The organism is Pseudomonas sp. PGPPP1, from assembly GCF_002255865.1.
Lineage (GTDB): Bacteria > Pseudomonadota > Gammaproteobacteria > Pseudomonadales > Pseudomonadaceae > Aquipseudomonas > Aquipseudomonas cremoris.
Genome location: NZ_NKIG01000007.1, coordinates 117,769 through 138,929, shown reverse-complemented (window position 1 = coordinate 138,929; position 21,161 = coordinate 117,769). Strand labels below are relative to the sequence as shown.

General features: G+C 60.9%; 23 protein-coding genes. 15 read left to right on the top strand and 8 right to left on the bottom strand.

Annotated elements, in window-relative coordinates; all coding sequences use genetic code 11:
- Nucleotides 1-33 precede the first annotated feature (33 nt).
- On the bottom strand, nt 34-1,035 hold the full coding sequence (locus CFE47_RS11170; RefSeq protein ID WP_286837014.1) for a sensor domain-containing diguanylate cyclase: 1,002 nt from the start codon (nt 1,033-1,035) through the stop codon (nt 34-36).
- Between the two features lie 188 nt (nt 1,036-1,223).
- Nucleotides 1,224-2,408, bottom strand: coding sequence for a delta-9 fatty acid desaturase DesA (desA, locus tag CFE47_RS11165; protein WP_185704495.1), 1,185 nt, complete (start codon nt 2,406-2,408; stop codon nt 1,224-1,226).
- A 166-nt stretch (nt 2,409-2,574) separates the two neighbouring features.
- Here desA and dibA point away from each other — a divergent pair, with 166 nt between their 5' ends.
- The 6 genes from dibA to CFE47_RS11135 all read left to right on the top strand — a co-directional run bounded on the left by dibA (nt 2,575) and on the right by CFE47_RS11135 (nt 8,914).
- Nucleotides 2,575-4,485, top strand: coding sequence for a phosphodiesterase DibA (gene dibA / locus CFE47_RS11160; RefSeq protein WP_286837011.1), 1,911 nt, complete (start codon nt 2,575-2,577; stop codon nt 4,483-4,485).
- A gap of 307 nt (nt 4,486-4,792) precedes the next feature.
- Nucleotides 4,793-4,975 (top strand): sulfur starvation response protein OscA, encoded by a 183-nt coding sequence (oscA, locus tag CFE47_RS11155; RefSeq protein WP_010565387.1) that lies wholly within the window; start codon nt 4,793-4,795, stop codon nt 4,973-4,975.
- A 75-nt stretch (nt 4,976-5,050) separates the two neighbouring features.
- Nucleotides 5,051-6,061 carry a sulfate ABC transporter substrate-binding protein gene (locus CFE47_RS11150; protein WP_185704499.1) on the top strand — a complete coding sequence of 337 codons (1,011 nt, stop codon included), beginning with the start codon at nt 5,051-5,053 and terminating at the stop codon, nt 6,059-6,061.
- A gap of 164 nt (nt 6,062-6,225) precedes the next feature.
- Nucleotides 6,226-7,044, top strand: a complete 819-nt coding sequence (cysT, locus tag CFE47_RS11145; protein ID WP_104995186.1) for a sulfate ABC transporter permease subunit CysT — start codon at nt 6,226-6,228, stop codon at nt 7,042-7,044.
- A gap of 13 nt (nt 7,045-7,057) precedes the next feature.
- Nucleotides 7,058-7,930 carry a sulfate ABC transporter permease subunit CysW gene (cysW, locus tag CFE47_RS11140; RefSeq protein ID WP_185704501.1) on the top strand — a complete coding sequence of 291 codons (873 nt, stop codon included), beginning with the start codon at nt 7,058-7,060 and terminating at the stop codon, nt 7,928-7,930.
- Nucleotides 7,931-7,933: 3 nt separating this feature from the next.
- Complete coding sequence (locus tag CFE47_RS11135; RefSeq protein WP_185704503.1) at nt 7,934-8,914, top strand: sulfate/molybdate ABC transporter ATP-binding protein; 981 nt, start codon at nt 7,934-7,936, stop codon at nt 8,912-8,914.
- 109 nt (nt 8,915-9,023) lie between these two features.
- Here the strand turns inward: CFE47_RS11135 and CFE47_RS11130 are convergent, their stop codons facing one another.
- Nucleotides 9,024-9,551, bottom strand: coding sequence for an Mpo1 family 2-hydroxy fatty acid dioxygenase (locus CFE47_RS11130; RefSeq protein ID WP_286837000.1), 528 nt, complete (start codon nt 9,549-9,551; stop codon nt 9,024-9,026).
- A gap of 83 nt (nt 9,552-9,634) precedes the next feature.
- Between CFE47_RS11130 and CFE47_RS11125 the strand changes: the two genes are divergently transcribed.
- Nucleotides 9,635-10,327 carry a Crp/Fnr family transcriptional regulator gene (locus CFE47_RS11125; RefSeq protein ID WP_286836999.1) on the top strand — a complete coding sequence of 231 codons (693 nt, stop codon included), beginning with the start codon at nt 9,635-9,637 and terminating at the stop codon, nt 10,325-10,327.
- 1 nt (nt 10,328) lies between these two features.
- Here the strand turns inward: CFE47_RS11125 and uraH are convergent, their stop codons facing one another.
- Together uraH and CFE47_RS11115 are read right to left on the bottom strand one after the other, a co-directional pair.
- A complete protein-coding gene (gene uraH / locus CFE47_RS11120) occupies nt 10,329-10,739 on the bottom strand; it encodes a hydroxyisourate hydrolase (protein WP_286836996.1) in 411 nt (136 codons plus the stop codon).
- Between the two features lie 23 nt (nt 10,740-10,762).
- A complete protein-coding gene (locus tag CFE47_RS11115; RefSeq protein WP_286836995.1) occupies nt 10,763-11,236 on the bottom strand; it encodes a GlcG/HbpS family heme-binding protein in 474 nt (157 codons plus the stop codon).
- A 100-nt stretch (nt 11,237-11,336) separates the two neighbouring features.
- Here CFE47_RS11115 and CFE47_RS11110 point away from each other — a divergent pair, with 100 nt between their 5' ends.
- Entirely contained in the window at nt 11,337-11,702 is a 366-nt protein-coding gene (locus CFE47_RS11110) for a response regulator (RefSeq protein WP_286836994.1), read from the top strand.
- A gap of 115 nt (nt 11,703-11,817) precedes the next feature.
- On the opposite strand, the gene CFE47_RS11105 is transcribed toward CFE47_RS11110, so the two are convergent.
- A complete protein-coding gene (locus tag CFE47_RS11105; protein ID WP_286836993.1) occupies nt 11,818-12,822 on the bottom strand; it encodes an AraC family transcriptional regulator in 1,005 nt (334 codons plus the stop codon).
- Between the two features lie 101 nt (nt 12,823-12,923).
- Between CFE47_RS11105 and CFE47_RS11100 the strand changes: the two genes are divergently transcribed.
- Nucleotides 12,924-14,018 (top strand): fatty acid desaturase, encoded by a 1,095-nt coding sequence (locus CFE47_RS11100; protein ID WP_286836991.1) that lies wholly within the window; start codon nt 12,924-12,926, stop codon nt 14,016-14,018.
- Here CFE47_RS11100 and CFE47_RS11095 read toward each other — a convergent pair.
- Both CFE47_RS11095 and CFE47_RS11090 read right to left on the bottom strand, forming a co-directional pair.
- Nucleotides 13,909-14,844 (bottom strand): LysR family transcriptional regulator, encoded by a 936-nt coding sequence (locus CFE47_RS11095; protein WP_286836989.1) that lies wholly within the window; start codon nt 14,842-14,844, stop codon nt 13,909-13,911. The genes CFE47_RS11100 and CFE47_RS11095 overlap by 110 nt on opposite strands.
- A 97-nt stretch (nt 14,845-14,941) precedes the next feature.
- Nucleotides 14,942-16,111 (bottom strand): CynX/NimT family MFS transporter, encoded by a 1,170-nt coding sequence (locus tag CFE47_RS11090; RefSeq protein ID WP_286836987.1) that lies wholly within the window; start codon nt 16,109-16,111, stop codon nt 14,942-14,944.
- A 108-nt stretch (nt 16,112-16,219) separates the two neighbouring features.
- Between CFE47_RS11090 and CFE47_RS11085 the strand changes: the two genes are divergently transcribed.
- From CFE47_RS11085 to CFE47_RS11060, 6 genes are all read left to right on the top strand, one after another.
- Nucleotides 16,220-17,086, top strand: a complete 867-nt coding sequence (locus CFE47_RS11085; RefSeq protein WP_286836985.1) for a LysR family transcriptional regulator — start codon at nt 16,220-16,222, stop codon at nt 17,084-17,086.
- Nucleotides 17,087-17,310: 224 nt separating this feature from the next.
- On the top strand, nt 17,311-18,123 hold the full coding sequence (locus CFE47_RS11080) for an energy transducer TonB (RefSeq protein ID WP_185704533.1): 813 nt from the start codon (nt 17,311-17,313) through the stop codon (nt 18,121-18,123).
- A 51-nt stretch (nt 18,124-18,174) separates the two neighbouring features.
- Nucleotides 18,175-18,897 carry a MotA/TolQ/ExbB proton channel family protein gene (locus CFE47_RS11075; protein ID WP_286837079.1) on the top strand — a complete coding sequence of 241 codons (723 nt, stop codon included), beginning with the start codon at nt 18,175-18,177 and terminating at the stop codon, nt 18,895-18,897.
- A 1-nt stretch (nt 18,898) separates the two neighbouring features.
- Nucleotides 18,899-19,300, top strand: coding sequence for an ExbD/TolR family protein (locus CFE47_RS11070; RefSeq protein ID WP_105698355.1), 402 nt, complete (start codon nt 18,899-18,901; stop codon nt 19,298-19,300).
- 250 nt (nt 19,301-19,550) lie between these two features.
- On the top strand, nt 19,551-20,132 hold the full coding sequence (locus CFE47_RS11065) for an alpha/beta hydrolase (RefSeq protein ID WP_185704535.1): 582 nt from the start codon (nt 19,551-19,553) through the stop codon (nt 20,130-20,132).
- Nucleotides 20,133-20,181: 49 nt separating this feature from the next.
- Complete coding sequence (locus CFE47_RS11060) at nt 20,182-21,108, top strand: sigma 54-interacting transcriptional regulator (protein ID WP_286836982.1); 927 nt, start codon at nt 20,182-20,184, stop codon at nt 21,106-21,108.
- The last annotated feature ends 53 nt before the right edge of the window (nt 21,109-21,161 follow it).

Genomic DNA, 21,161 nt, shown 5'->3' with positions numbered 1-21,161 from the left:
TTTTAGGGGCGGTCCCCCCGCATTTGTTAGGCATTAGCCCGCGACCACACGGTTCTTGCCCAAGCGCTTAGCCTCGTACATCGCCGCATCGGCACGGGCGAACAGGCTGTCCAGGGTCGAATCTTCTTCATGCAGGTTGGCCAGGCCCTGGCTGATGGTCACGCTGAAGTCCCGGCCTTCATAGCTGAAGCCCAACGCCTGAATCTCTTTGCCCAGCCGCTCGGCCACCTGCAACGCCATCTCGGGCGCGCAGCCCGGCAGCACGGCGGCGAACTCTTCACCGCCAATGCGCCCGAACAGGTCGCCACGGCGCAGTACGCCACGACCACTCTCGGCGATACGCCGCAGCACCTGGTCGCCCTCCAGATGGCCGTAGGTGTCGTTGACCTCCTTGAAGTCATCAATGTCCAGCAGCAGAAAGGCCAGCGGTGCACCTTGGGCGCAGGCGCTGTCGAACGCCTGGTTGGCGCATTCGAAGAAATGCCGGCGGTTGCTGCTTTGGGTCAGCACATCGGTGGTGGCGAGGCGGTGCAGCTCGATTTCAAGCTGCTTCTTTTCGGTGATGTCTTCGGCCATGCCGACCACAATCACCGGTTCGCCGGGCTCGACCTGCTGGTTGATGTAGCACTTGTCACTGAGCCAGCGGATCTGCCCATCGGCCGTGATGATGCGGTACTCGCGGTCTTCCACAGTGCCCTGTTCCAGCACGCGCGCCAGGCTGTGTTCGGCGTAGTCGAGGTCTTCGGGGTGGATGCTGTTGCGCCATTCTCGATGGTCGGCCAGCAACAGGCCGGCAGAACGCCCGAACACCCGCTCGTAAGCCGGGCTCACGTACAGCACGCGACGCGTTTCCCAATCGATGGCCCACAGCACCGCGTTCACACTCACCAGCAGTGAGCTCAGCAGCTGTTCACGCTCGCTTAGCCGTTCGACTTCACCCTGGGCATGCATCAGCGCCAGCAGGGTTGCGGCCGCTGTTGGACGTGGATGTTCAGCGGTGGAGGTGTCGGCTACGTAAGGCTTTTCGTGAACCATCGGCACAACTCTCTCTGGGCGCGCCGCAGGATGGAGCAGCGGTCACTACAAGGGGCCACCATGATGGCGAAGTGTTCATTGAGAGAGGGGAATTGCAGTGAAGTTCCGTCAACGGGACCGATTGCCGGTGTCCGAGAAATGACGCCAAAAAGCTGATGGGAGGGACAAGTTGCCCTCCCACCGCTTGTTCAGACGGCTGCAGGTCGCAGCGAGTAGGTCTTCAATTGATGGGCAAAATCCCGCAGGGATTGGATGCCACTGGCTTCGGCTTCATGCACCCATTCCTTGATGGCGGCGAGCATGTCGTGGCCGTTGGAGCTGGTCTTGAGCCAGATCTGTTGCAGCGCCAGACGCTTTTCGTAGATCACTTTCAGTGCGTGGCTGTGTTCCAGCATGCTCTGGATGCGCACGTGATGGCGGTCATCCAGCAAGCTGGTCTCGCGTGACAGCAGGCGCTTGGCGCGATGGAACTGGTGGCGTACCGAATGATCGACCTTTTCCAGCTCTTGCTTGACCAACGGTCCGATCACCAACTTGCGGTACTGGGCCATGATCTGGAAGCGGTTGTTGAGAATCGCCATGGCCGTGTCCATGTCCAGGTGACCCTTGCCCTCGACGCGGTGGGCAATCGGTGCCACACGTTGCACCTTCGCCAGGCGCAGCCAGCTGAATACTTTGATCCACGCCCAACCCAGGTCGAATTCCCACTTTTTCACCGACAGCTTGGCCGAGTTCGGATAGGTGTGGTGATTGTTGTGCAGCTCTTCACCGCCGACGATGATGCCCCACGGCACCAGGTTGGTCGCCGCGTCACGGCATTCGAAGTTGCGGTAGCCCACGGCATGGCCCAAGCCGTTGATCACACCGGCGGCCCAGAATGGAATCCACATCATCTGGATCGCCCAGATGGTGATGCCGATGGTGCCGAACAGCAGCAGGTCGATCACGCCCATGATCGCCACGCCCAGCAGCGGGTAGGGGGTGTAGAGCTTGCGTTCGATCCAGTCGTCCGGGCAGTTCTTGCCGTAGATGCGCAGGGTTTCGGGGTTTTCTGCCTCGGCGCGGTACAGTTCGGCGCCTTTGCGCAATACCGTGGACAAGCCCTTGATCACAGGGCTGTGCGGGTCGTCGACGGTTTCGCATTTGGCGTGGTGTTTGCGGTGGATGGCGGTCCACTCGCGGGTGTTCTGCGCCGTGGTCAGCCACAGCCAGAAGCGGAAGAAGTGTTTCAGGCCGGCATTGAGCTCCAGGGAGCGATGGGCTGAATAACGGTGCAGATAGACGGTGACCCCAACGATGGTCACGTGGGTCATCAACAGAGTGACTGCCACCAGTTGCCAGGCTGACAGGTCAAGAAAACCGTTGTACCACATAGGCTGTATGGCCCTCAGATAAAGAAAAAAACAGCTCACGCATTATCACTAAGCCTACAGAGAAAACCAGCCGGCCTTTCAGATAGGAGTGACTGGATGTTTCTTATTCTATAATCCGCAGCCTTCGTAGGGCGATTCTGTTTTTTTGGTAAGGATTACTGACCATATGCTGTTTTCATACCGAGGTGCCCTGCGAGCGGGGCTGGTATACCTGCTGGTTTCGATTGTGTGGCTTCAACTCAGTCATCAGATATTGATCAACTTTCTTGATGAACCGAGGGAGTTGGTGCAGTGGCTGCAAGTGCGTGGTTATGTGTGGGTGGCCTTGAGCGCCTTGGCCATCTACCTGATTTGCGTACGTTTCGCCCGCGCCAACCTGCTGCAGCAACCGTTGCGGGAAAACCGCGAACGCCTGCGCCAGGCCGCTGCCGTGTTCGATTGCACCCGCGAAGGCGTGCTGGTCACCGACACCAAGGGGCTGATCGTGCACGTGAACCGGGCCTTCATGGAGATCACGGGCTACCGACGTGAAGACGTCATGGGACATAAACCCAGCCTGTTCAAGTCAGGGCGCCATTCGTCGAATTTCTACCAACGAATGTTCCAGAGCCTGGAGCGCACCGGCGAATGGAGCGGCGAAATCTGGAATCGACGCAAAAGCGGCGAAATTTATCCACAGTGGCAAACCATCCGCGTGATTCACGATGACCAGGGCCAGGTCAGCCATTACGTTGCAGTATTTTCCGATATCAGTGCGATCAAGGATTCCGAGCACGAGCTGGCCCACCTCGCTCACCACGACCCGCTGACTGACCTGCCCAACCGCTTGCTCTTCACCGACCGCGCCGAGCAGGCGCTGGCCTCGGCGCAAAACCACAAGCGCGGCTGCGCCCTGCTGTTGCTGGACCTGGACCACTTCAAGATCATCAATGACAGCCTCGGCCACAACGTCGGCGACCAATTGCTCAAACTGGTGGGCGAGCGGCTTCAAGGGCTGTCCGGCCCCGGTGTGACCCTGGCGCGCCTTGGCGGTGATGAGTTCGCGGTGCTGGCGGAAAGTTGTCCACAGGTGGTGCAGGCTGCCGCGCTGGCACAGCGCATCCTGGATGCCATGAAACAGCCGTTCATCTTTGACGGCCATCAGCTGTTTATCAGCGTGAGTATCGGCATCAGCTTGTTCCCCAGCGATGCCCTGAGCGCCGAGCAATTGCTGCGCAACGCCGACTCTGCGCTGTTCAAGGCCAAGAGCGCGGGTCGCGAAGGCTACGCGCTGTACACCGAGGAGCTCACCGCCCACGCCCAGAACCGCGTCGAAATCGCCAGCGAACTGCGGCGTGCCCTCGAGCAGCAAGAGCTGTGCGTCTACTACCAACCGGTGCACGACCTGCAAGGCAGCCGTTTGATTGGCGTTGAGGCGCTGGTGCGTTGGCAGCACCCGGAGCGTGGGTTGGTGCCGCCGGGAGAATTCATCCCTATCGCCGAACGTACCGGGTTGATCGCCGAGATCGATGCCTGGGTGCTGGACCAATCATGCCGCCAGATGTGTCAGTGGCTGGCGGATGGTGCGCCGTTGAGCTTTATTGCCGTGAACGTTTCCAGCCGGCTGTTTGCCCGGCGCGAGCTGTACGAACAAGTCGCCCAGGTGCTGCATAACACCGGGTTGGATCCGGCATTCCTGGAGCTGGAAGTCACCGAAAGCGCGGTGATGGACGACCCGGAGGTGGCCCTGGAGCAACTGCACCGCCTGCGCGAACTGGGTTTGCGCCTGGCCATCGACGACTTCGGCACGGGTTATTCATCGCTGCTGCGCCTCAAGCGCCTGCCGGTGCAGAAGCTCAAGATCGACCAGGGGTTTGTCGCCGGGTTGCCGTCGGATGAAGACGATGCCGCGATTGTGCGTGTGGTGATCGCCTTGGCGAAAAGCATGGGCATGCAGGTGCAAGCCGAAGGCATCGAGCAGGTGGAGCAGGCGCGGTTCCTGTTGGATCACGCGTGCGATATGGGCCAGGGGTATTGGTTTGGTCGGCCGATGCCGGCTAATGAAATCGACTGGGACCGGGCCCCTCCAATTCGATAGGCACACCGCGGTCAATGTGGGAGCCGGGCTTGCCAGCGATGAGGGACTTTCAGGCGAAATATACTGCGCCTGATACACCGCAATCGCGGGCAAGCCCGGCTCCCACAGGGTTCACCAGTGTCTCTGTATCAGTATTTTCACCCCGAAAACCCGCGCAACCCCTCGTCCCATCAGAAAATTCTTTCTAGTTATATAAACATTCTTAAATAGTATTTTTAAGAATATCCGCGCTTATCTACTATCGCCCTCACGCCACAAGCAGTGCCGCCACTGCAAGGCACGCACTTTTCATTTCAGGAGCGAGACCATGAGCGCATCTCTACGTAGCGTCGACGGCCAGGACGAAGCAGCCATTTTGCGTGAGATCCAGAGCGCATTGCGCGATCTGCGGTTTGGCGCGGTGGAAATCACTGTGCATAACGCGCAAGTGGTACAGATCGAACGCAAAGAAAAATTCCGTCTGCAGAACCCGGGCAACAAACCGGCTTAAGCACGTTCGGCGATTCGCATGCTAGACCCGCAACTATAAGAAAAAAGCCAACACCCAAGAATTTCAGGAGCTTCTATGTCGTCGATTCGCCGTTACGCCCTGGCCGCCCTGGCCAGCGCCGTGTTTGCAGGTTCCGCCGTTGCCAAGGACTACGAGTTGCTCAACGTCTCGTACGACCCAACCCGTGAGCTGTACCAGGACTACAACGCAGAGTTCACCAACTACTGGAAGCAGTCCCACCCGGGTGACAACGTCAAGATCCAGCAATCCCACGGTGGCTCGGGCAAGCAAGGCCGTGCCGTGATCGACGGCCTGCGCGCCGACGTCGTCACCCTGGCCCTGGCCGGTGACATCGACGAAATCGCCAAGCTGGGCAAGACCCTCCCGGAAAACTGGCAGACCCGCCTGCCGGACGCCAGCACCCCATACACCTCGACCATCGTGTTCCTGGTGCGCAAGGGCAACCCTAAAGGCATCAAGGACTGGGGCGACCTGATCAAGAAAGACGTCTCGGTGATTACCCCGAACCCGAAAACCTCCGGCGGTGCGCGCTGGAACTTCCTCGCCGCCTGGGCCTACGGCCTCAAGGCTGGCGGCAGCGAAGCCAAGGCTCAGGAATACGTGAAAGAGCTGTTCAAACACGTGCCTGTGCTGGACACCGGTGCTCGCGGTTCGACCATCACCTTCGTCAACAACGGTCAGGGTGACGTGTTGCTGGCGTGGGAAAACGAAGCGTTCCTGGCGCTGAAAGAAGACGGCGGCGCCGACAAGTTCGATATCGTCGTGCCTTCCCTGTCGATCCTCGCGGAGCCGCCAGTGGCCGTGGTCGACAAGAACGCCGAGAAAAAGGGCAACACCGAAATTGCCACTGAATACCTGAAACACCTGTACAGCCCGGCTGGCCAGGAGATTGCGGCAAAGAACTTCTACCGCCCACGCGATGCAAAAGTGGCCGCCAAATACGCCCAGCAGTTCCCGAAACTGGACCTGGTGACTATCGACAAAGACTTCGGCGGCTGGAAAACTGCCCAACCGAAATTCTTTAACGACGGTGGCGTGTTCGACCAGATCTACACGGCGCAGTAACCAACACAATCTGGTGGCGAACGCTTCCCTCTGTGGGAGCTGGCTTGCCTGCGATAGCATCACTGCGGTGTGACTGACATACCGAGGCGCTTGCATCGCAGGCAAGCCAGCTCCCACAGGACGTGTGTGCCTTCAGTGGTTTTTCCCGCTAACCAAGGACTCTTATGTCGCGTCGTATCTCCCCCGTCATACCCGGCTTCGGGCTGACGCTGGGCTACACCGTGGTGTACCTCAGCCTGATCGTACTCATCCCCCTTGCGGCGATGTTTGTACACGCCGCTCAACTCACCTGGGATCAGTTCTGGAACATCATCTCCGCACCGCGCGTGCTGGCGGCTTTGAAGCTGAGCTTCAGCACCGCGCTTTATGCCGCGTTGATCAACGGCGTGATCGGCACGCTGCTAGCCTGGGTGCTGGTGCGCTACACCTTCCCCGGCCGCAAGATCATCGACGCGATGATCGACCTGCCGTTCGCCCTGCCTACCGCCGTCGCCGGTATCGCGCTGACGGCCTTGTACACGCCTAACGGCCTGGTCGGCCAGTTTGCCGCAGACCTGGGCTTCAAGATCGCCTACACCCCGCTTGGCATCACCCTGGCGCTGACCTTCGTCACGCTGCCGTTCGTGGTGCGTACGGTGCAACCGGTACTGGCCGATATCCCTCGGGAAGTCGAAGAAGCCGCTGCCTGCCTGGGTGCCAAGCCGTTGCAGGTGTTTCGCTACATCCTCGTACCCGCGTTGCTGCCTGCCTGGTTGACCGGCTTCGCCCTGGCGTTTGCCCGTGGCGTCGGCGAGTACGGTTCGGTAATTTTCATCGCCGGCAACATGCCGATGAAAACCGAGATCCTGCCGCTGCTGATCATGGTCAAGCTGGACCAATACGACTACCGCGGCGCCACGTCCATCGGCGTGCTGATGCTGGTGGTTTCCTTTGTTTTGCTGCTGCTGATCAACTTGTTGCAGCGGCGCATCGAACGTCCATAAGGAGGCGCGGAACATGTCCCAATCGTCTATTTCCGCCGCGTCCTCGGCCAACGCTGCCCGCCGTGGCAGTGCTGCGTCACGACGTATCCTGATCAGTCTTGGCTGGCTGGTGTTTGCGCTGTTCCTGCTGTTGCCGCTGTTTATCGTGGTGACCCAGGGCTTGAAGAACGGCCTCGGCGCGTTCTTCACCGCGATCCTCGAACCCGACGCACTGTCTGCGCTGAAACTCACGGTGATCGCCGTGGCGATTTCGGTGCCGCTCAACGTGGTGTTCGGTGTCAGCGCCGCCTGGTGCGTCAGCAAATACTCGTTCCGTGGCAAGAGCATCCTGGTGACGCTGATCGACCTGCCGTTCTCGGTGTCGCCGGTGATCGCGGGCCTGGTCTATGTGCTGATGTTCGGCGCCCAGGGCTTTTTTGGCCCGTGGTTGCAGGACCATGACATCCAGATCGTGTTCGCCCTGCCCGGCATTGTGCTGGCAACCATCTTCGTCACCGTGCCGTTCGTGGCCCGTGAACTGATCCCGCTGATGCAAGAGCAGGGCACTCAGGAAGAAGAAGCCGCACGGTTATTGGGCGCCAATGGCTGGCAGATGTTCTGGCATGTGACCGTGCCGAACATCAAGTGGGGCCTGATCTACGGCGTTGTGCTGTGTACCGCGCGGGCCATGGGTGAGTTCGGCGCGGTGTCGGTGGTGTCCGGCCACATCCGCGGCGTGACCAACACCCTGCCGCTGCACGTCGAGATTCTCTATAACGAATACAACCACGTTGCCGCGTTTGCGGTGGCCAGCCTGCTGCTGATCCTGGCGCTCTTCATCCTGCTGCTCAAGCAGTGGAGCGAGAACCGTATCAACCGCCTGCGCAACAGTGCCGGTGAGGAATAAGTCATGTCGATCGAAGTCCGTAATGTCAGCAAGAACTTCAACGCCTTCAAGGCCCTGAACAGCATCAATCTGGACATCCAGAGTGGCGAGCTGGTGGCGTTGCTTGGCCCGTCCGGCTGCGGCAAGACCACCCTGCTGCGCATCATTGCCGGCCTGGAAACGCCAGATGACGGCAACATCGTGTTCCACGGTGAAGACGTTTCCGGCCACGACGTGCGTGATCGCAACGTCGGCTTTGTGTTCCAGCACTATGCGTTGTTCCGCCACATGACCGTGTTCGACAACGTTGCCTTCGGCCTGCGCATGAAGCCGAAAAACCAGCGCCCGACCGAAAGCCAGATCGCCAGCAAAGTTCACGAACTGCTGAACATGGTGCAGCTCGATTGGCTGTCCGACCGTTACCCGGAACAACTCTCCGGTGGCCAGCGCCAGCGTATCGCCCTGGCCCGCGCCCTGGCGGTGGAGCCTAAAGTGCTGTTGCTGGACGAACCGTTCGGCGCCCTCGATGCAAAGGTACGTAAAGAACTGCGCCGCTGGCTGGCGCGCCTGCACGAAGACATCAACCTGACCTCGGTGTTCGTGACCCACGACCAGGAAGAGGCCATGGAAGTCGCCGACCGCATCGTGGTGATGAACAAGGGCGTGATCGAGCAGATCGGCTCACCGGGCGAAGTCTACGAAAATCCGGCCAGCGACTTTGTCTACCACTTCCTCGGCGACTCCAACCGCCTGCACTTGGGTGAAGACAATCACGTGCTGTTCCGTCCCCACGAAGTGTCGCTGTCGCGCCATGAACTGGAAGACCACCACGCTGCCGAAGTACGCGACATTCGCCCTCTGGGTGCGACCACGCGCGTGACCTTGAAGGTGGAAGGCCAGAGCGAGCTGATCGAAGCCGAAGTGGTGAAAGACCACGACAGCCTGACCGGCCTGGCCCGTGGCGAAACGCTGTTCTTCAAGCCCAAGGTCTGGCAAAAAGCCTAACGCCTTGCGCAAGACCCCTGTGGGAGCGGGCTTGCTCGCGAATGCGGTGTATCAGTCGGTAAATGTGCTGACTGATACACCGCATTCGCGAGCAAGCCCGCTCCCACATTTAGACCTCACTAGGTTTTAGATCACGGCGTGCGATTGGCCCTGAGCGCTCGTCGATCTGCTGCTTGAGGTCATGGCGCAACCCCACCAGAAACGCCAGCTCCGCCACCACAAACAACGGCCCCACAATCAGCCCCGACACATCATCCACAAACGCCGGCTTCCTGCCTTCGTAGTAATGCCCGACAAACTGAATCACCCAGCCCACCACAAACATCCCGATGCCGCTGCTTAGCCACACCAGTGTGCTCTGCGCTGCCAGCACATGCCCGGCCCACACCGACAAACCCATCAACACGGTCATCAGTGCGCCCAGCGCGAGTTCAAGTCGCAGGTAGAACCACGCCGAAAACAGCGCCAGCAGCACCGCTGGCGATAGCCACAACCCTCCCACCGCCCATTCGGGGCGCGATAGCAGCACCGCCACCGCGACGACAATCAACGGAATGCCGATAAAGTGGCTGGCGATATTGCGTGGGTCGCGGTGGTAGGCGGCGTATTGACTGAGGTGGTCGACGAGGCTTTTCATTGTTATTCCTCCTGTAGGATGTTTGATCATGCCTTGTCGGCCAGTGACTGACTGTCAACTGGGCGACACTCTGTGGAGTTCTCATGATTGCGTCGAAATGGCACGCCCGGTTGGTCGCCGGTCAGTGGTTCAGCCACTTGCCCAGTGAGCTACAGCGTAGTCTGTTGGCGGCCGCGCGGTTGCGTTCGCTGACGGCAGGAGAGTACTTGTTCAAGCGCGGCGATCCGCCGTGTGGCCTGTATGCCGTACTGGAAGGTGCGGTGCGGGTCAGCGCGGTGAATGCCCAGGGCAAGGAAGCGGTATTGAGCCTGGTCGAATCACCTTACTGGTTCGGTGAAATCTGCCTGTTCGACAGCTTGCCGCGTACCCACGATGCGTTGGCGATGGGGCCTTGCACGTTGTTGCAGGTGGCGCAGGCGCCGATGCTTGAGATCCTGGCTGAGCACCCGGTGTATTGGCGGGATGTGGCGCTGTTGATGAGCCACAAATTGCGCTTGTCGTTGATCAATATCGAGCAGATCAGCTTGATGAGCACGTCGCAGCGCCTGGCCCATCGGCTGCTGATGATTGCTGAAGGCTACGGGGAGATCGCCCAGGCGCGCCGCGTGTTGCAGTTGCCCCAGGAAGACCTGGCGGCGATGTTGGGCCTGTCGCGCCAGACCATCAACAGTCTGCTCAAGGCGCTGGAACAGCAGGGCGTCATCGGCTTGAGTTACGGTGCGATTGAGGTACTGGACCTGCAACGCCTGCGGCAGGCCGCAGGCGTCGAGGGTTGAACTAGGAGCCGCGATACGTCGAAAAACCGTAAGGGCTGAGCAACAGTGGGATGTGGTAATGCTGGTCGGCCTGCTTGACCTGGAAAATCACTGGCACTTCTGGGAAGAACGTCTCGCGGCCAACTTTTTTGTAGTAATCGCCGGTCTTGAACACCACGCGGTATTCACCCGGCTGCATGCTGCGGTTGGCCGGGAACAGCTCGGCGATACGTCCTTGCTGATTGGTAACGCCTTCTGACAGCGGCTGCCATTGATTGCCCACCTGTTGTTCGAGAGTGACACTGACACCGGCAGACGGCAGGCCGTTTTCCAGGTTGAGCACGTGTACGCTCAGCGGGTTGCCGTCCGCCAGTGCCAGGTTGCACAGGCCACTTAGACTGAGGGCGGCGAGGGTCATGCTTAGGGTTTTCATCGAGAAGTCCTTTTGAGGAGGGATCAGCGGGTGATTTTCAAGCCCAGTTGCTCGGCAGCTTGTACGGCGCAGGCTTCATCCTGAGCCGCACCGCCGGCACCGGCGATGCCCAGCGCGCCGACCAATTCGTCATCGGCAAACAGCGGCACGCCGCCACCGAGCAACAGCAGTTCGGGCAAGCTGTTAAGGTTGGCCGCTTCGGGGTTATTGCGAGCGCGCTCGGCAAAAGAGCGGGTCGGGGTTTTAGTCGACAGCGCGGTGTACGCCTTGCGTTGGCTGGCGACACTGTTGTGCGGGCCAACGCCATCGGCCCGCAGGCCCAGTAACAGGTTGCCGCCGCGGTCGAGCACGGTCAGTGCTGCGGTGCAGTGGGCCAGGCTGGCATCGGCCAATTGGCGCGCGGTGCGCAGATCAAGCTCGGCGTGACGCGGCAGTTGCGGCGTTGCCTGGGCGGCAGTGCAGAAGGCGAGACTCAAGAACAGGGCAGTGCGATACATGGTGAGGGCTCCATAAAGCAGGCCGTCACGGTAGCCAGCGGACGTGGTCACAAACCGCACAATTTGATGACAAAGTTGTAATCAAAACACGAGGTAAGGCATGCAGGTGTTGTTAGTGGAAGACCAGCCCCAACTGGCCCGGCGCATGGCCCAGGGCCTCAGTGAGGCGGGCTTCACGGTAGAAGTCGCGGCCAATGGCATGGCGGCGTTGCGCTTTGTTGAAAGCGCTGAATACGACCTGGTGATCCTGGATGTGATGTTGCCGGGCTTGAATGCCTGGAAACTGCAGCAGGCGATTCGGCAGAAGGGCGACACGCCGATGTTGTTCCTGACCACGCCCGATGGGATTGAAGACCGCCTGCGTGGGTTGGAGCTGCATGAGGATGACTATTTGCTCAAGCCGTTTGAGGATAAGGCGTTGGTGGCGCGGGTGAGGAAGGTGTTAAAGCGTGACCGTGGGCGGTGACCGCTCTGACGCTATCGTAGGCAAGCCAGCTCCCACATTTTTGAATGTATTCACAGATCAAAATGTGGGAGCTGGCTTGCCTGCGATGAGGCCCTCAAAAACACCACAAGCCTACCTACCGCAACCCCTCCCGAAACTGCCCCGGCGTCATCCCCGTCCACCGCTTGAACGCCCGGTTGAAGCTGCTGGTATCGGCAAACCCCAGCAGGTGACTGATCTCTGCCAATGAACACTGCGGATCGCGCAGGTGCAGCAGCGCCAAATTCTCCCGGCACTCATTAAGCAACGCATCAAACCGACAGCCTTCATCCGCCAGATGCCGCTGCAAGCTTCGCAGGCTCAAGTGCAGCGCATGGGCAACGCGTTCAGCACTCGGCTCACCATCAGGCAATTGCGCTTCGATCACCCGACGCACCTTGCGCTCCCAGGTCAACGGCTGCAGTTGGGCGAGGGTGCGCTTGAGCACGGTTTCGTTGTGCTCGGCCAACTCGGGGTTGGCGTCGTCCAGGTGGCTGTCGAAGTCTTGGGCGGCGAACTCCAGGCGGTCTTCCTCGGCGCCGAAAAATACCGGCGCGCGAAACACCGTGTGCCAGGGCTTGGGGTCTTGCGGCTCAGGCCTGCGCAGGTACACCGCCAGCGGCGCGTAGTCACGGCCCAGGCGATTGCGGCAAGTGCGCACGTAGATCGCCGCAAAGGCATCGATGGCCTCGAGCGCCGGCGCCGGGCTGCCCGGCGGTTGCAACAGGCGAAAACGGTAGCGCTCGCCGTCGCGGCTGAGCTCCAGGGTCAGGGCATCGCTGACCACCTGGTGATAACGCACGATGCGCTCGAACACCTCGCGCAGGCTGCCGCTGGCCACTAGCGCGTACCCCAGGGCATGGAAGGTGGTGGGGCTGACAAACCGCGACACCCGCAACCCAATCGCCGGATCGCCGCTGGCCTGCACCGCCAGTTCCCACAGGCGTGTGGTAGCCGATAGCGGATAACGCGCATTGGGGTCGTCCATCTGCAGTGGATCAAGCCCGGCCTCCGTGCACAGCGCGGCGCTGTCCAGGCCCAGGGCGTCGAGTTGCTTGCGCAGGGCGCGGGTCCAACTGGCGAGGGAGGTGGGTTCGGTCATGACGATTGGCGCTTGCGGTCAACAGGTTGGCGCCTGGGGCTAGCGTCCTGCCAGATCGCTTGGGGCAGGATGGGCGCATCAATACATAAGAGGATGGGAGCATGGACGGTACTTCTGCAAGTCCCCAACAGATGAACGCACAGCAGCGCTCGGCCAGAATCCGTGAAGTGGTGCTGGCCGAAGGCGTGCGCTTGCGCCAGCAACACCCCTGGCTGCTGCATCAGGACGCCATCGGCGCGGGTATCCTCGCGTTTGCGTTAGTGGGCATGATCGGCTCGGCGGCGCTCTACATCACCGGTCACCTGGCCTGGTGGGCGTGCCTGCTGCTCAACGCGTTCCTCGCCTCGCTAACCCACGAGTTGGAACACGACCTCATCCACAGCATGTACTTTCGCAAGCAGCGCCTGCCCCACAACCTGATGATGGGCCTGGTGTGGCTGGCGCGCCCCAGCACCATCAACCCGTGGATTCGCCGCCACCTGCACCTCAACCATCACAAGGTCTCGGGCACCGAAACCGATATGGAAGAGCGCGCGATCACCAACGGCGAACCGTGGGGTTTTGCCCGGTTGCTGATGGTTGGCGACAACCTCATGTCGGCATTTATCCGCATGCTGCGGGCCAAGACCTGGAAGCACAAACTGACCATCCTCAAGCGTTCGTTGCTGGTCTACGCACCGCTGGCGCTGCTGCATTGGGGCGCGTGGTATGTGTTCCTCGGCTTTCATGCTGCCAATGGCATCGCCAGCCTCACGGGTGTGCCTATCGGCTGGTCAGCCGGCACTTTGCAGATGATGCAGGTGATCGACATCGCAGTAGTGGTGATCATCGGCCCCAACGTATTGCGTACCTTTTGCCTGCATTTTGTCAGCTCCAACATGCACTACTACGGCGACGTGGAACTGGGCAATGTGATCCAGCAAACCCAGGTATTGAACCCATGGTGGATGTGGCCGTTACAGGCGTTCTGCTTCAACTTCGGCAGCACCCACGGCATCCATCATTTTGTGGTGAAGGAGCCGTTTTACATCCGCCAGATGACCGCCAAGGTGGCCCATGAAGTCATGGCACAAATGGGCGTGCGCTTTAATGATTTCGGGACCTTTGCGCGGGCCAATCGGCTTGGGTTTCCACCGCCAACAGAGTTTCGATCAATGCCTTCGCAGCAGGTGACAGGCGCGTCCCCGCGCGGCTGATGATCCCGCAGCGGTTGTTCAAGCTGTCCAGGGCATGCGGCACATTGCGCCAGTGCAATACCTGCAACGTGCCGCTGGCGAACTCATCGACGAACGCCTCCGCAGCGCCCAGGCCTATGGCGTCGGACTGGCTTACGATGGTCGCCAGCGCGGCAAACTGCTCAAGCTCGATGGCCGGTGCAAAATCGATCCGCCCGCTGAGGTTGGCGAGCAGTTTTCGGATGCCGGGCGCAATCAACGGCGTGGCCAGCGGGAAGCCGAACAGGTCGTTGGTGGACAGGCTGTCCTTGGCCAGCAGCGGGTGTCCGGCGCGGCAGAAAAACACCGTGCGACGGGGTGTCAGAACCTGGGTGTGGAAGTTCGGATCGGCCTCGAAGTGGCGCACATCGGCAATAAAGAATTCGATCTCTTCGCGGCTCAGGCTGCGCCCGAGTTTTTCCCAGTTATCCACCTGCAATGCGGTGCGCACCTTGGGGTAGGCGGTAATGAATCGCGCCATGGCCAGGGGCACCAGGTTAACCGCCGCCACCGAATCGCTGCCCAAGCGTACTTCGCCGGCATCGAGCTTGGTCATGCGCGTGACTTCATGGCTCAAGCGCGCTGCGCCTTGCACCAGGCTCAGGGCGTGTTGCAGCACCACCTGGCCCTCGGGGGTGGGGCGCAGGTCTTTGTGGGCACGGTCCACCAGCACGCAGCCGAATTCCTGCTCCAGGCCCTGGATGCTGCGGCTGAACGCCGGCTGAGTGATGCCCATGGCGTCGGCGGCGCGCACGAAACTGCGGTGCTCGTTCAGCGCGATGAAGTAGCGCAGTTGACGGAGATCCATGGGGCGCCCGGCGTCCAAGAGGAGAGCCGGAATTTTAAGGTGTCTGCTTATTCCGTCAATGAAGCATGTTTGTTTTATCTAGATCTTAAATGCATATCTATAGAGCAGGCGCCGTGCGATAGGTGGCCGGGCTAAACACCCGCGTCACCACCAGCATTGCCACCACGGTCACCGTCAACACCACCCACGCGCTGACAAAGCTGCCGGTGAGTTCGCGCAGCCAGCCGGTCATCCATGGCGAAATCGCATTGATCAAAAAGCCCACACCTTGCACGAAAGCCGCCAATTGCCCGGCTTGTCGTGGGTCGCGATGGTGGTCGAGGGTCAGCAGCAGGCTGAGTGCGAAACACGCACCCAGGCCGAAGCCGCACAACGCCACCCACAGGTGTGGGAATTGCTGCGGCGCGATGATCAGGCCGAGGTAACCCACGGTCTGTGCCAATAGGCTGATAGCAAGCAGTGGGCGACGGTCGGCACCGCGTTGCGCCAACACCGGCATCAGCAGCGCGGCGATCACCTGGAAGATAGTCATGAACGCCAGCAGCGAACCGCTGGGCAATACGCCCCAGCCCAGTTGCTGATAGTAGGCCGGCAGCCATGCCACCATGCTCATATAGCCGCAATTCACCAGGCCGAAGTACAGCGCCAACAGCCACGCGCGGCGGTTGCGCAGGCCCTTGAATGCGGGCGTCTCTTTTGCGCTTTTGGCCGCGCCCAACGGCAACCAGGCCCATAACAGCAACGCCCCCAGCGCCGGCAACAACCAAACGCCCAACCCTGCCTGCCATTGCTGGAAATGCGTGGCCGCCATCGGGCTCAGCAACGCCGCGAGCCCGCCGCCCGCCATCAGCGACGCTGAATACACGCCCATCGCCACGGGCACGCGGTGGTGAAATTCGCGCTTGATCATCGCCGGCACCAATGCCTGGATCAGCGCCACACCCGCGCCGCCGAGCAAGGCGGTTACCAGCAGCGTCGAGCCCTGACCCATCAGCCAGCGGGCCAGGCACGCCAGCAAAATCATCATCAAGCCCAGGGCGATGCCGCGTCGTTCGCCCAATTGCGCTTCAACCCGTACGCCCACCAATGCGACCAGCCCCATGCACACCACCGGCAGGCTGGTGAGCAACGCGCTGCTTTGGAAACTCAAGCCAGTGGCCTGGCGGATTTCGCCGAGCAGCGGGCTGATAGAGCTGAGGATCGGCCGCAGGTTCAGGCCAAGCACTACGAGCAGGCCCCAGCCGGCGAGGGATTTATTGAGGGTCATGCAGGGCCCGTTCAACTGATAAATGAGGCGTGAGTATGGGCAGCGCCCCAGGTATTCTGAAATTAAATATAACCATGCCAACCAGTGGCAAATGGAATGGTGAGCGCCATGTTTGATCCCGTGTTGCTACGCAGTTTTGTCGCCGTGGTGGACTGCGGCAACTTCACCCGCGCCGCCGAGCGCCTGCACCTGACCCAGTCCACCGTGAGCCAGCAGATCCGCCGCCTGGAAGAAGCCGTGGCCTGCCAGCTGCTCGATCGCGACCAGCGGCGAGTGGTGGCCACTGCCGAGGGTGAGCGCTTGCTGGCCTATGCGCGGCGCATCCTGGCGTTGCATGAAGAGGCTGCCGATGTGCTGATCAACCAGCAAAGCGACGGCGTATTGCGCCTCGGTGTGCCGGAAGACTTTGCGTCCGAACGGTTGATGCCGCTGCTGTCGGCGTTTGTGGTGGCTTACCCGCGCGTGCGCCTGGAAGTCACCAGCGGCCTTGGCCCGGAGTTGCAGCGCCAGTACCGCGCCGGAGAGTTCGACGTATTGCTGGTCAAGCAGATGGGCGACAGCGCCGACTGCCTGGCCTCGTGGCCGGAGCCGCTGTGTTGGGTGGACAGCCGCAGCACGCCGTCCCTGGGGCGCGACCCGCTGCCGTTGGTGGCCTTTCCGGTGGGCGGGTTGTACCGCAATGAAATGCTGCAACACCTGGAAGTGGGCGGCTGGCGCTGGCGCATCGGGTACTCCAGCGCCAGCCTGGCCAGTGTGTGTGCGGCAGTGGCGGCGGGGTTGGGCGTCAGCCTGTTGCCGCTGCGCGTGGTGCAAGCCGGGCATGTGGTGTTGGGCGTGGACAGTGGCTTGCCGGTGGTTCAAGGCGTGCGGCTGGCGTTGTATGCCCGCAGTGGCTTGGGCGAGGCGGGGCAGTGTTTACAAAGCGAGTTGTTCGATTTGTGCGCAAAAAGCCCCGTTGACCCATGCCTTTACTGAATATTTTGTATGCCTGGAAAGCATCGAAAAAATGCACCTCGTCTGGAGCCCGCGTAAAACGGGGCTTTGACGTTTCTAGATGTTTCATTTATTCGTTTTGGGTCTATGTATAACTGTAAAGATTACTTTAAGAGATAAGCGTCTGGCCCCGATGATTCAGCCCACGACGGCCTTCCATGCAGGCCTGTCGGTTTTTTTGCTTAAAAACCGTAGGGAGTGAATCAATGGGCAATGTCCAAACCGCCGCCAGTGCACAAGAGGCGCAATGGCGCCAGGCACCGAGTGGTGAGTTGGTCGACCTTGGCCGGCCGCACCGCGCGCCGTTGGGGCAACTGCGAACGCAGAAGACCCCGAAGCGTTTCTCTAGCCGTCGCGAAGGGATTTTGCTGGGCTTGCTGGTGCTGGCCCTGCACGGTGCGGTGATTTACTGGGTGGCCCAGAAGCCGACCCCGGTGCTGCCGATTGTGCCGCCGGAAATTCCGCCAATGACCATCGAGTTCTCCCAGCCGGCGCCGCCGGTGGTTGAGCCGCCACCGCCTGTACCGCCACCACCACCGCCACCTGTGGTTGAACCACCGCCACCGGTCGTGGATGAGTTGGCCGCAAAACCTGCGCCCAAAAAACCGATTCCAAAACCCAAGCCCGTGCCCAAACCGGTGCCTAAGCCTGAGCCCGCCCCTAAACCGGTCGAGCAGCCGCCTACGCCACCGAAACCGGCACCGCCTGCGCCGCCCGCTCCACCCGCGCCGGCCCCGGTGACACCCGCTTCGGCCAACGCTGCGTACCTGAAGAACCCGGCGCCCGAGTACCCGTCACTGGCCCAGCGCCGGGGCTGGGAAGGCACGGTGTTGCTCAGGGTGCATGTACTGGCCAGCGGCAAACCGGGTGAGATCCAGATCCAGAAAAGCAGCGGTCGCCAGCAACTCGACGACGCTGCCTTGGCCGCCGTGAAGCGCTGGAGCTTCGTCCCGGCCAAGCAAGGGGATGTGGCGCAAGACGGCTGGGTCAGCGTACCGATCGATTTCAAGATTCACTAACTATTCGGCTGCGGTGTGTTGCACACGCCGCGACCTGCACAGAGGGAACACATCATGGCATTAGCATCTCCACTTGAATCCATCGAAAGCGCGGTGATCTGGCTGCTGGTGGTCTTTTCGGTCGCCACCTGGGGCTTGGCCTTGCTCAAGGGCGTGCAGTTCGGTCGCCTCAAGTCGCAGGATCGCAAATTCCACAAACAGTTCTGGGCGGCGTCGAGTCTCGACTCTGCCGCCGAACTGGCTGAAACCCAACCGGGCGCCGCTGCCCGCGTGGCACAGGCCGGTTACGCCGCGATCCAAGTGGGCGACGCCCCGCACGCGGCTGACCTGAGCCAGGCGATCAACCACCAGGACCGCCTCGAACGCGCCCTGCGTCAGCAAATCGTACGTGAACGCCGCTCGCTGGAAACCGGCCTGGCCGTGGTCGCCAGTATCGGCAGTACCTCGCCGTTTATCGGTCTGTTCGGCACCGTGTGGGGCATCATGGAAGCCTTGAAAGGCATCAGCGCCGCCGGTTCCGCCAGCCTCGAAACCGTGGCCGGCCCGATTGGTGCCGCACTGGTTGCCACCGGCGTGGGTATCGCCGTCGCCGTGCCTGCGGTGCTGGTTTACAACTACTTCCTGCGTCGCCTCAAGCTCACCGCTGCCGACCTGGACGACTTCGCCCACGACTTCTACAGCCTGGCGCAGAAAAATTCGTTCCGTGTGCTGCTGCACCCAACACTGAACAAAGCCGCTGCCGGTACCCCGCAAAAAGTGAAGGAGGCGTCCTGAAATGGCCTTCTCCACACAAGACAGCGATGAGGTACTGAGCGAGATCAACGTCACGCCGCTGGTGGACGTGATGCTGGTACTGCTGGTGGTGTTTATCGTCACCGCGCCGCTGCTGACCAACGCGATCCCGATCAACCTGCCCAAGACCGAGTCTGTGGCGCCGGTAGAGCAGAAGGACCCGCTGGTGGTGAGCATCGACGGCGCTGGCAAAGTGTTTATCAACAAGGACGAAATCCAGCCGGACCTGCTGGAATTCAACCTGCAGTCGGCGAAAGCCAAGGACCCGGAGGTTCGGGTGCAACTGCAGGCTGACGATGGAGTGAACTACGGCGAAGTGGCGCGAGCCATGGCGTCTATCGAACGCGCGGGCATTACCAAGCTGTCGGTGATTACCGCTCGTTAGTTGCAAATGCCTCGACAATTTTTTGGCCGTCTCCTTGGCAGGGTGCGGCCTTTTTTTTGCCTGTGATTTGAGGATTGCCACAGATGCCAATCTGAAATCAGGTCAGTGTGGGAGCGGGCTTGCTCCCACATTTGGATCTCCACTGCGGTTGAGTTTTTGGTTATTAATAAATAGCTTCTTATTCCTTAACGAATATAACCCTCGTCCCTATACTGTCCTACAACGTTAAACGCTGCAGGAGGGCACACCCATGCACAGCGAGTCGATTCGTTATCTGATCGTGCCGGGCTGGCAAGGATCGCCAGAAGATCATTGGCAAAGTCATTGGCAGAACAGCCTGCCCAACAGCGCTCGTGTGGAGCAGGCCGATTGGCTGACCCCGCGTCGCGAAGACTGGGTGGCGGCGCTGGCCGAGGCTATCGCTGCAGACAGCACGCCGGTGATCCTGATTGCCCATAGCCTGGGCTGCATCACCGTGGCCCATTGGGCGGCCACCGCGCCGGTGCAGTTTTTGCGTCAGGTGCGCGGTGCCTTGCTGGTGGCCCCGGCTGATGTTGAACGACCTGCTTGCTCGCCTGCCTTGCGTAATTTCGCGCCGATCCCGACTGACCTGCTGCCGTTCCCGAGCCAGGTCGTCAGCTCCGACAACGACAGCGCCGTCAGCGCCCCACGGGCCCTGGAGCTGGCACGCAACTGGGGTGCCGAAGCCGGCATCCTGTCGGGCGCCGGCCATATCAATGTGAAGTCCGGCCACCAGCGTTGGGAGCAGGGTTTCGCTTACCTCTATCGCCTGCAAAACCGCCTTGAGCATCACGCCCGGCGTAGTGCCTGAACATTTTTCAACGCCCCGTCCCTGAGTGGATCCGGGGCGGGAGCCTGCCATGAGTCTGCATGAAACCTACGGCCAGCCACTGCTGACCTTTCCCGACGCCGATAAAAGCCCGCTGAGCATCCGCGCCAAGGCGCTGGTGTTTGTCGACCCGCGCTCGCGCCAACTGCGCGAAGACCTCGAAAGCCTCGCCCCCCGCGCCTTGCCCGTGTTGATTCGCGGCGAGACCGGCAGCGGTAAAGAACTGTTGGCGCGCCATATTCACCGTGGCAGTGATCGCGGCGGTTTGTTTGTGTCGGTCAATTGCGGCGCCATCAGCCCGACTTACGCCGATGCCGAGTTGTTCGGCTATGCCGCCGGCAGCCACAGCGGCGCCGCCAGCAGCCGCGCGGGGTGGTTTGGCTCGGCCAACGGCGGCACGTTGTACCTGGATGAAATCGGCGATTTGCCGTTGCCGATCCAGGTCAAATTACTCGCCGCCCTGGAAAACCATGAAGTCACCCGCGTCGGTGCCCATCAGCCAAGCCCGGTGGATGTGCGCCTGGTGGCGGCCACCAGCATCGACTTGGCCCAAGCCGTGGCGGCGGGCAAGTTCCATGAACGTCTGTTCCATTACCTGAGTGAAGGCCAACTGGAGTTACCGGCGCTGCGTGAGCGTGTCGGCGATATTCTGTCCCTAGCTGAGTATTTCCTGGGCATCTACAGCCAGCGCCTGGACCTGCCAGTGCCGCTGATCAGCGACGCCGCCCAGCACGTGTTGGAACACCACAGTTGGCCGGGGAATACCCGCGAGCTGGAAAACGTTATTCACTTTGCGTTGCTGGTGAGCAGTGGCGACGAGATTCTGCCGGAGCACTTGAACCTGCCGGTGGCGGGGACGCCGCTTGAGCAAGTGCAGCGGATTTTTAACAGCGCGAGCCCGGCGGAGCAGGAAATATTAAGAAAATTCCTGCATGAACAAAATGGAATATCAACGTGAATAAAAGATATTGTTCGGGAATAAAAAATCTAGGTATTGTCACTCCCACGCCG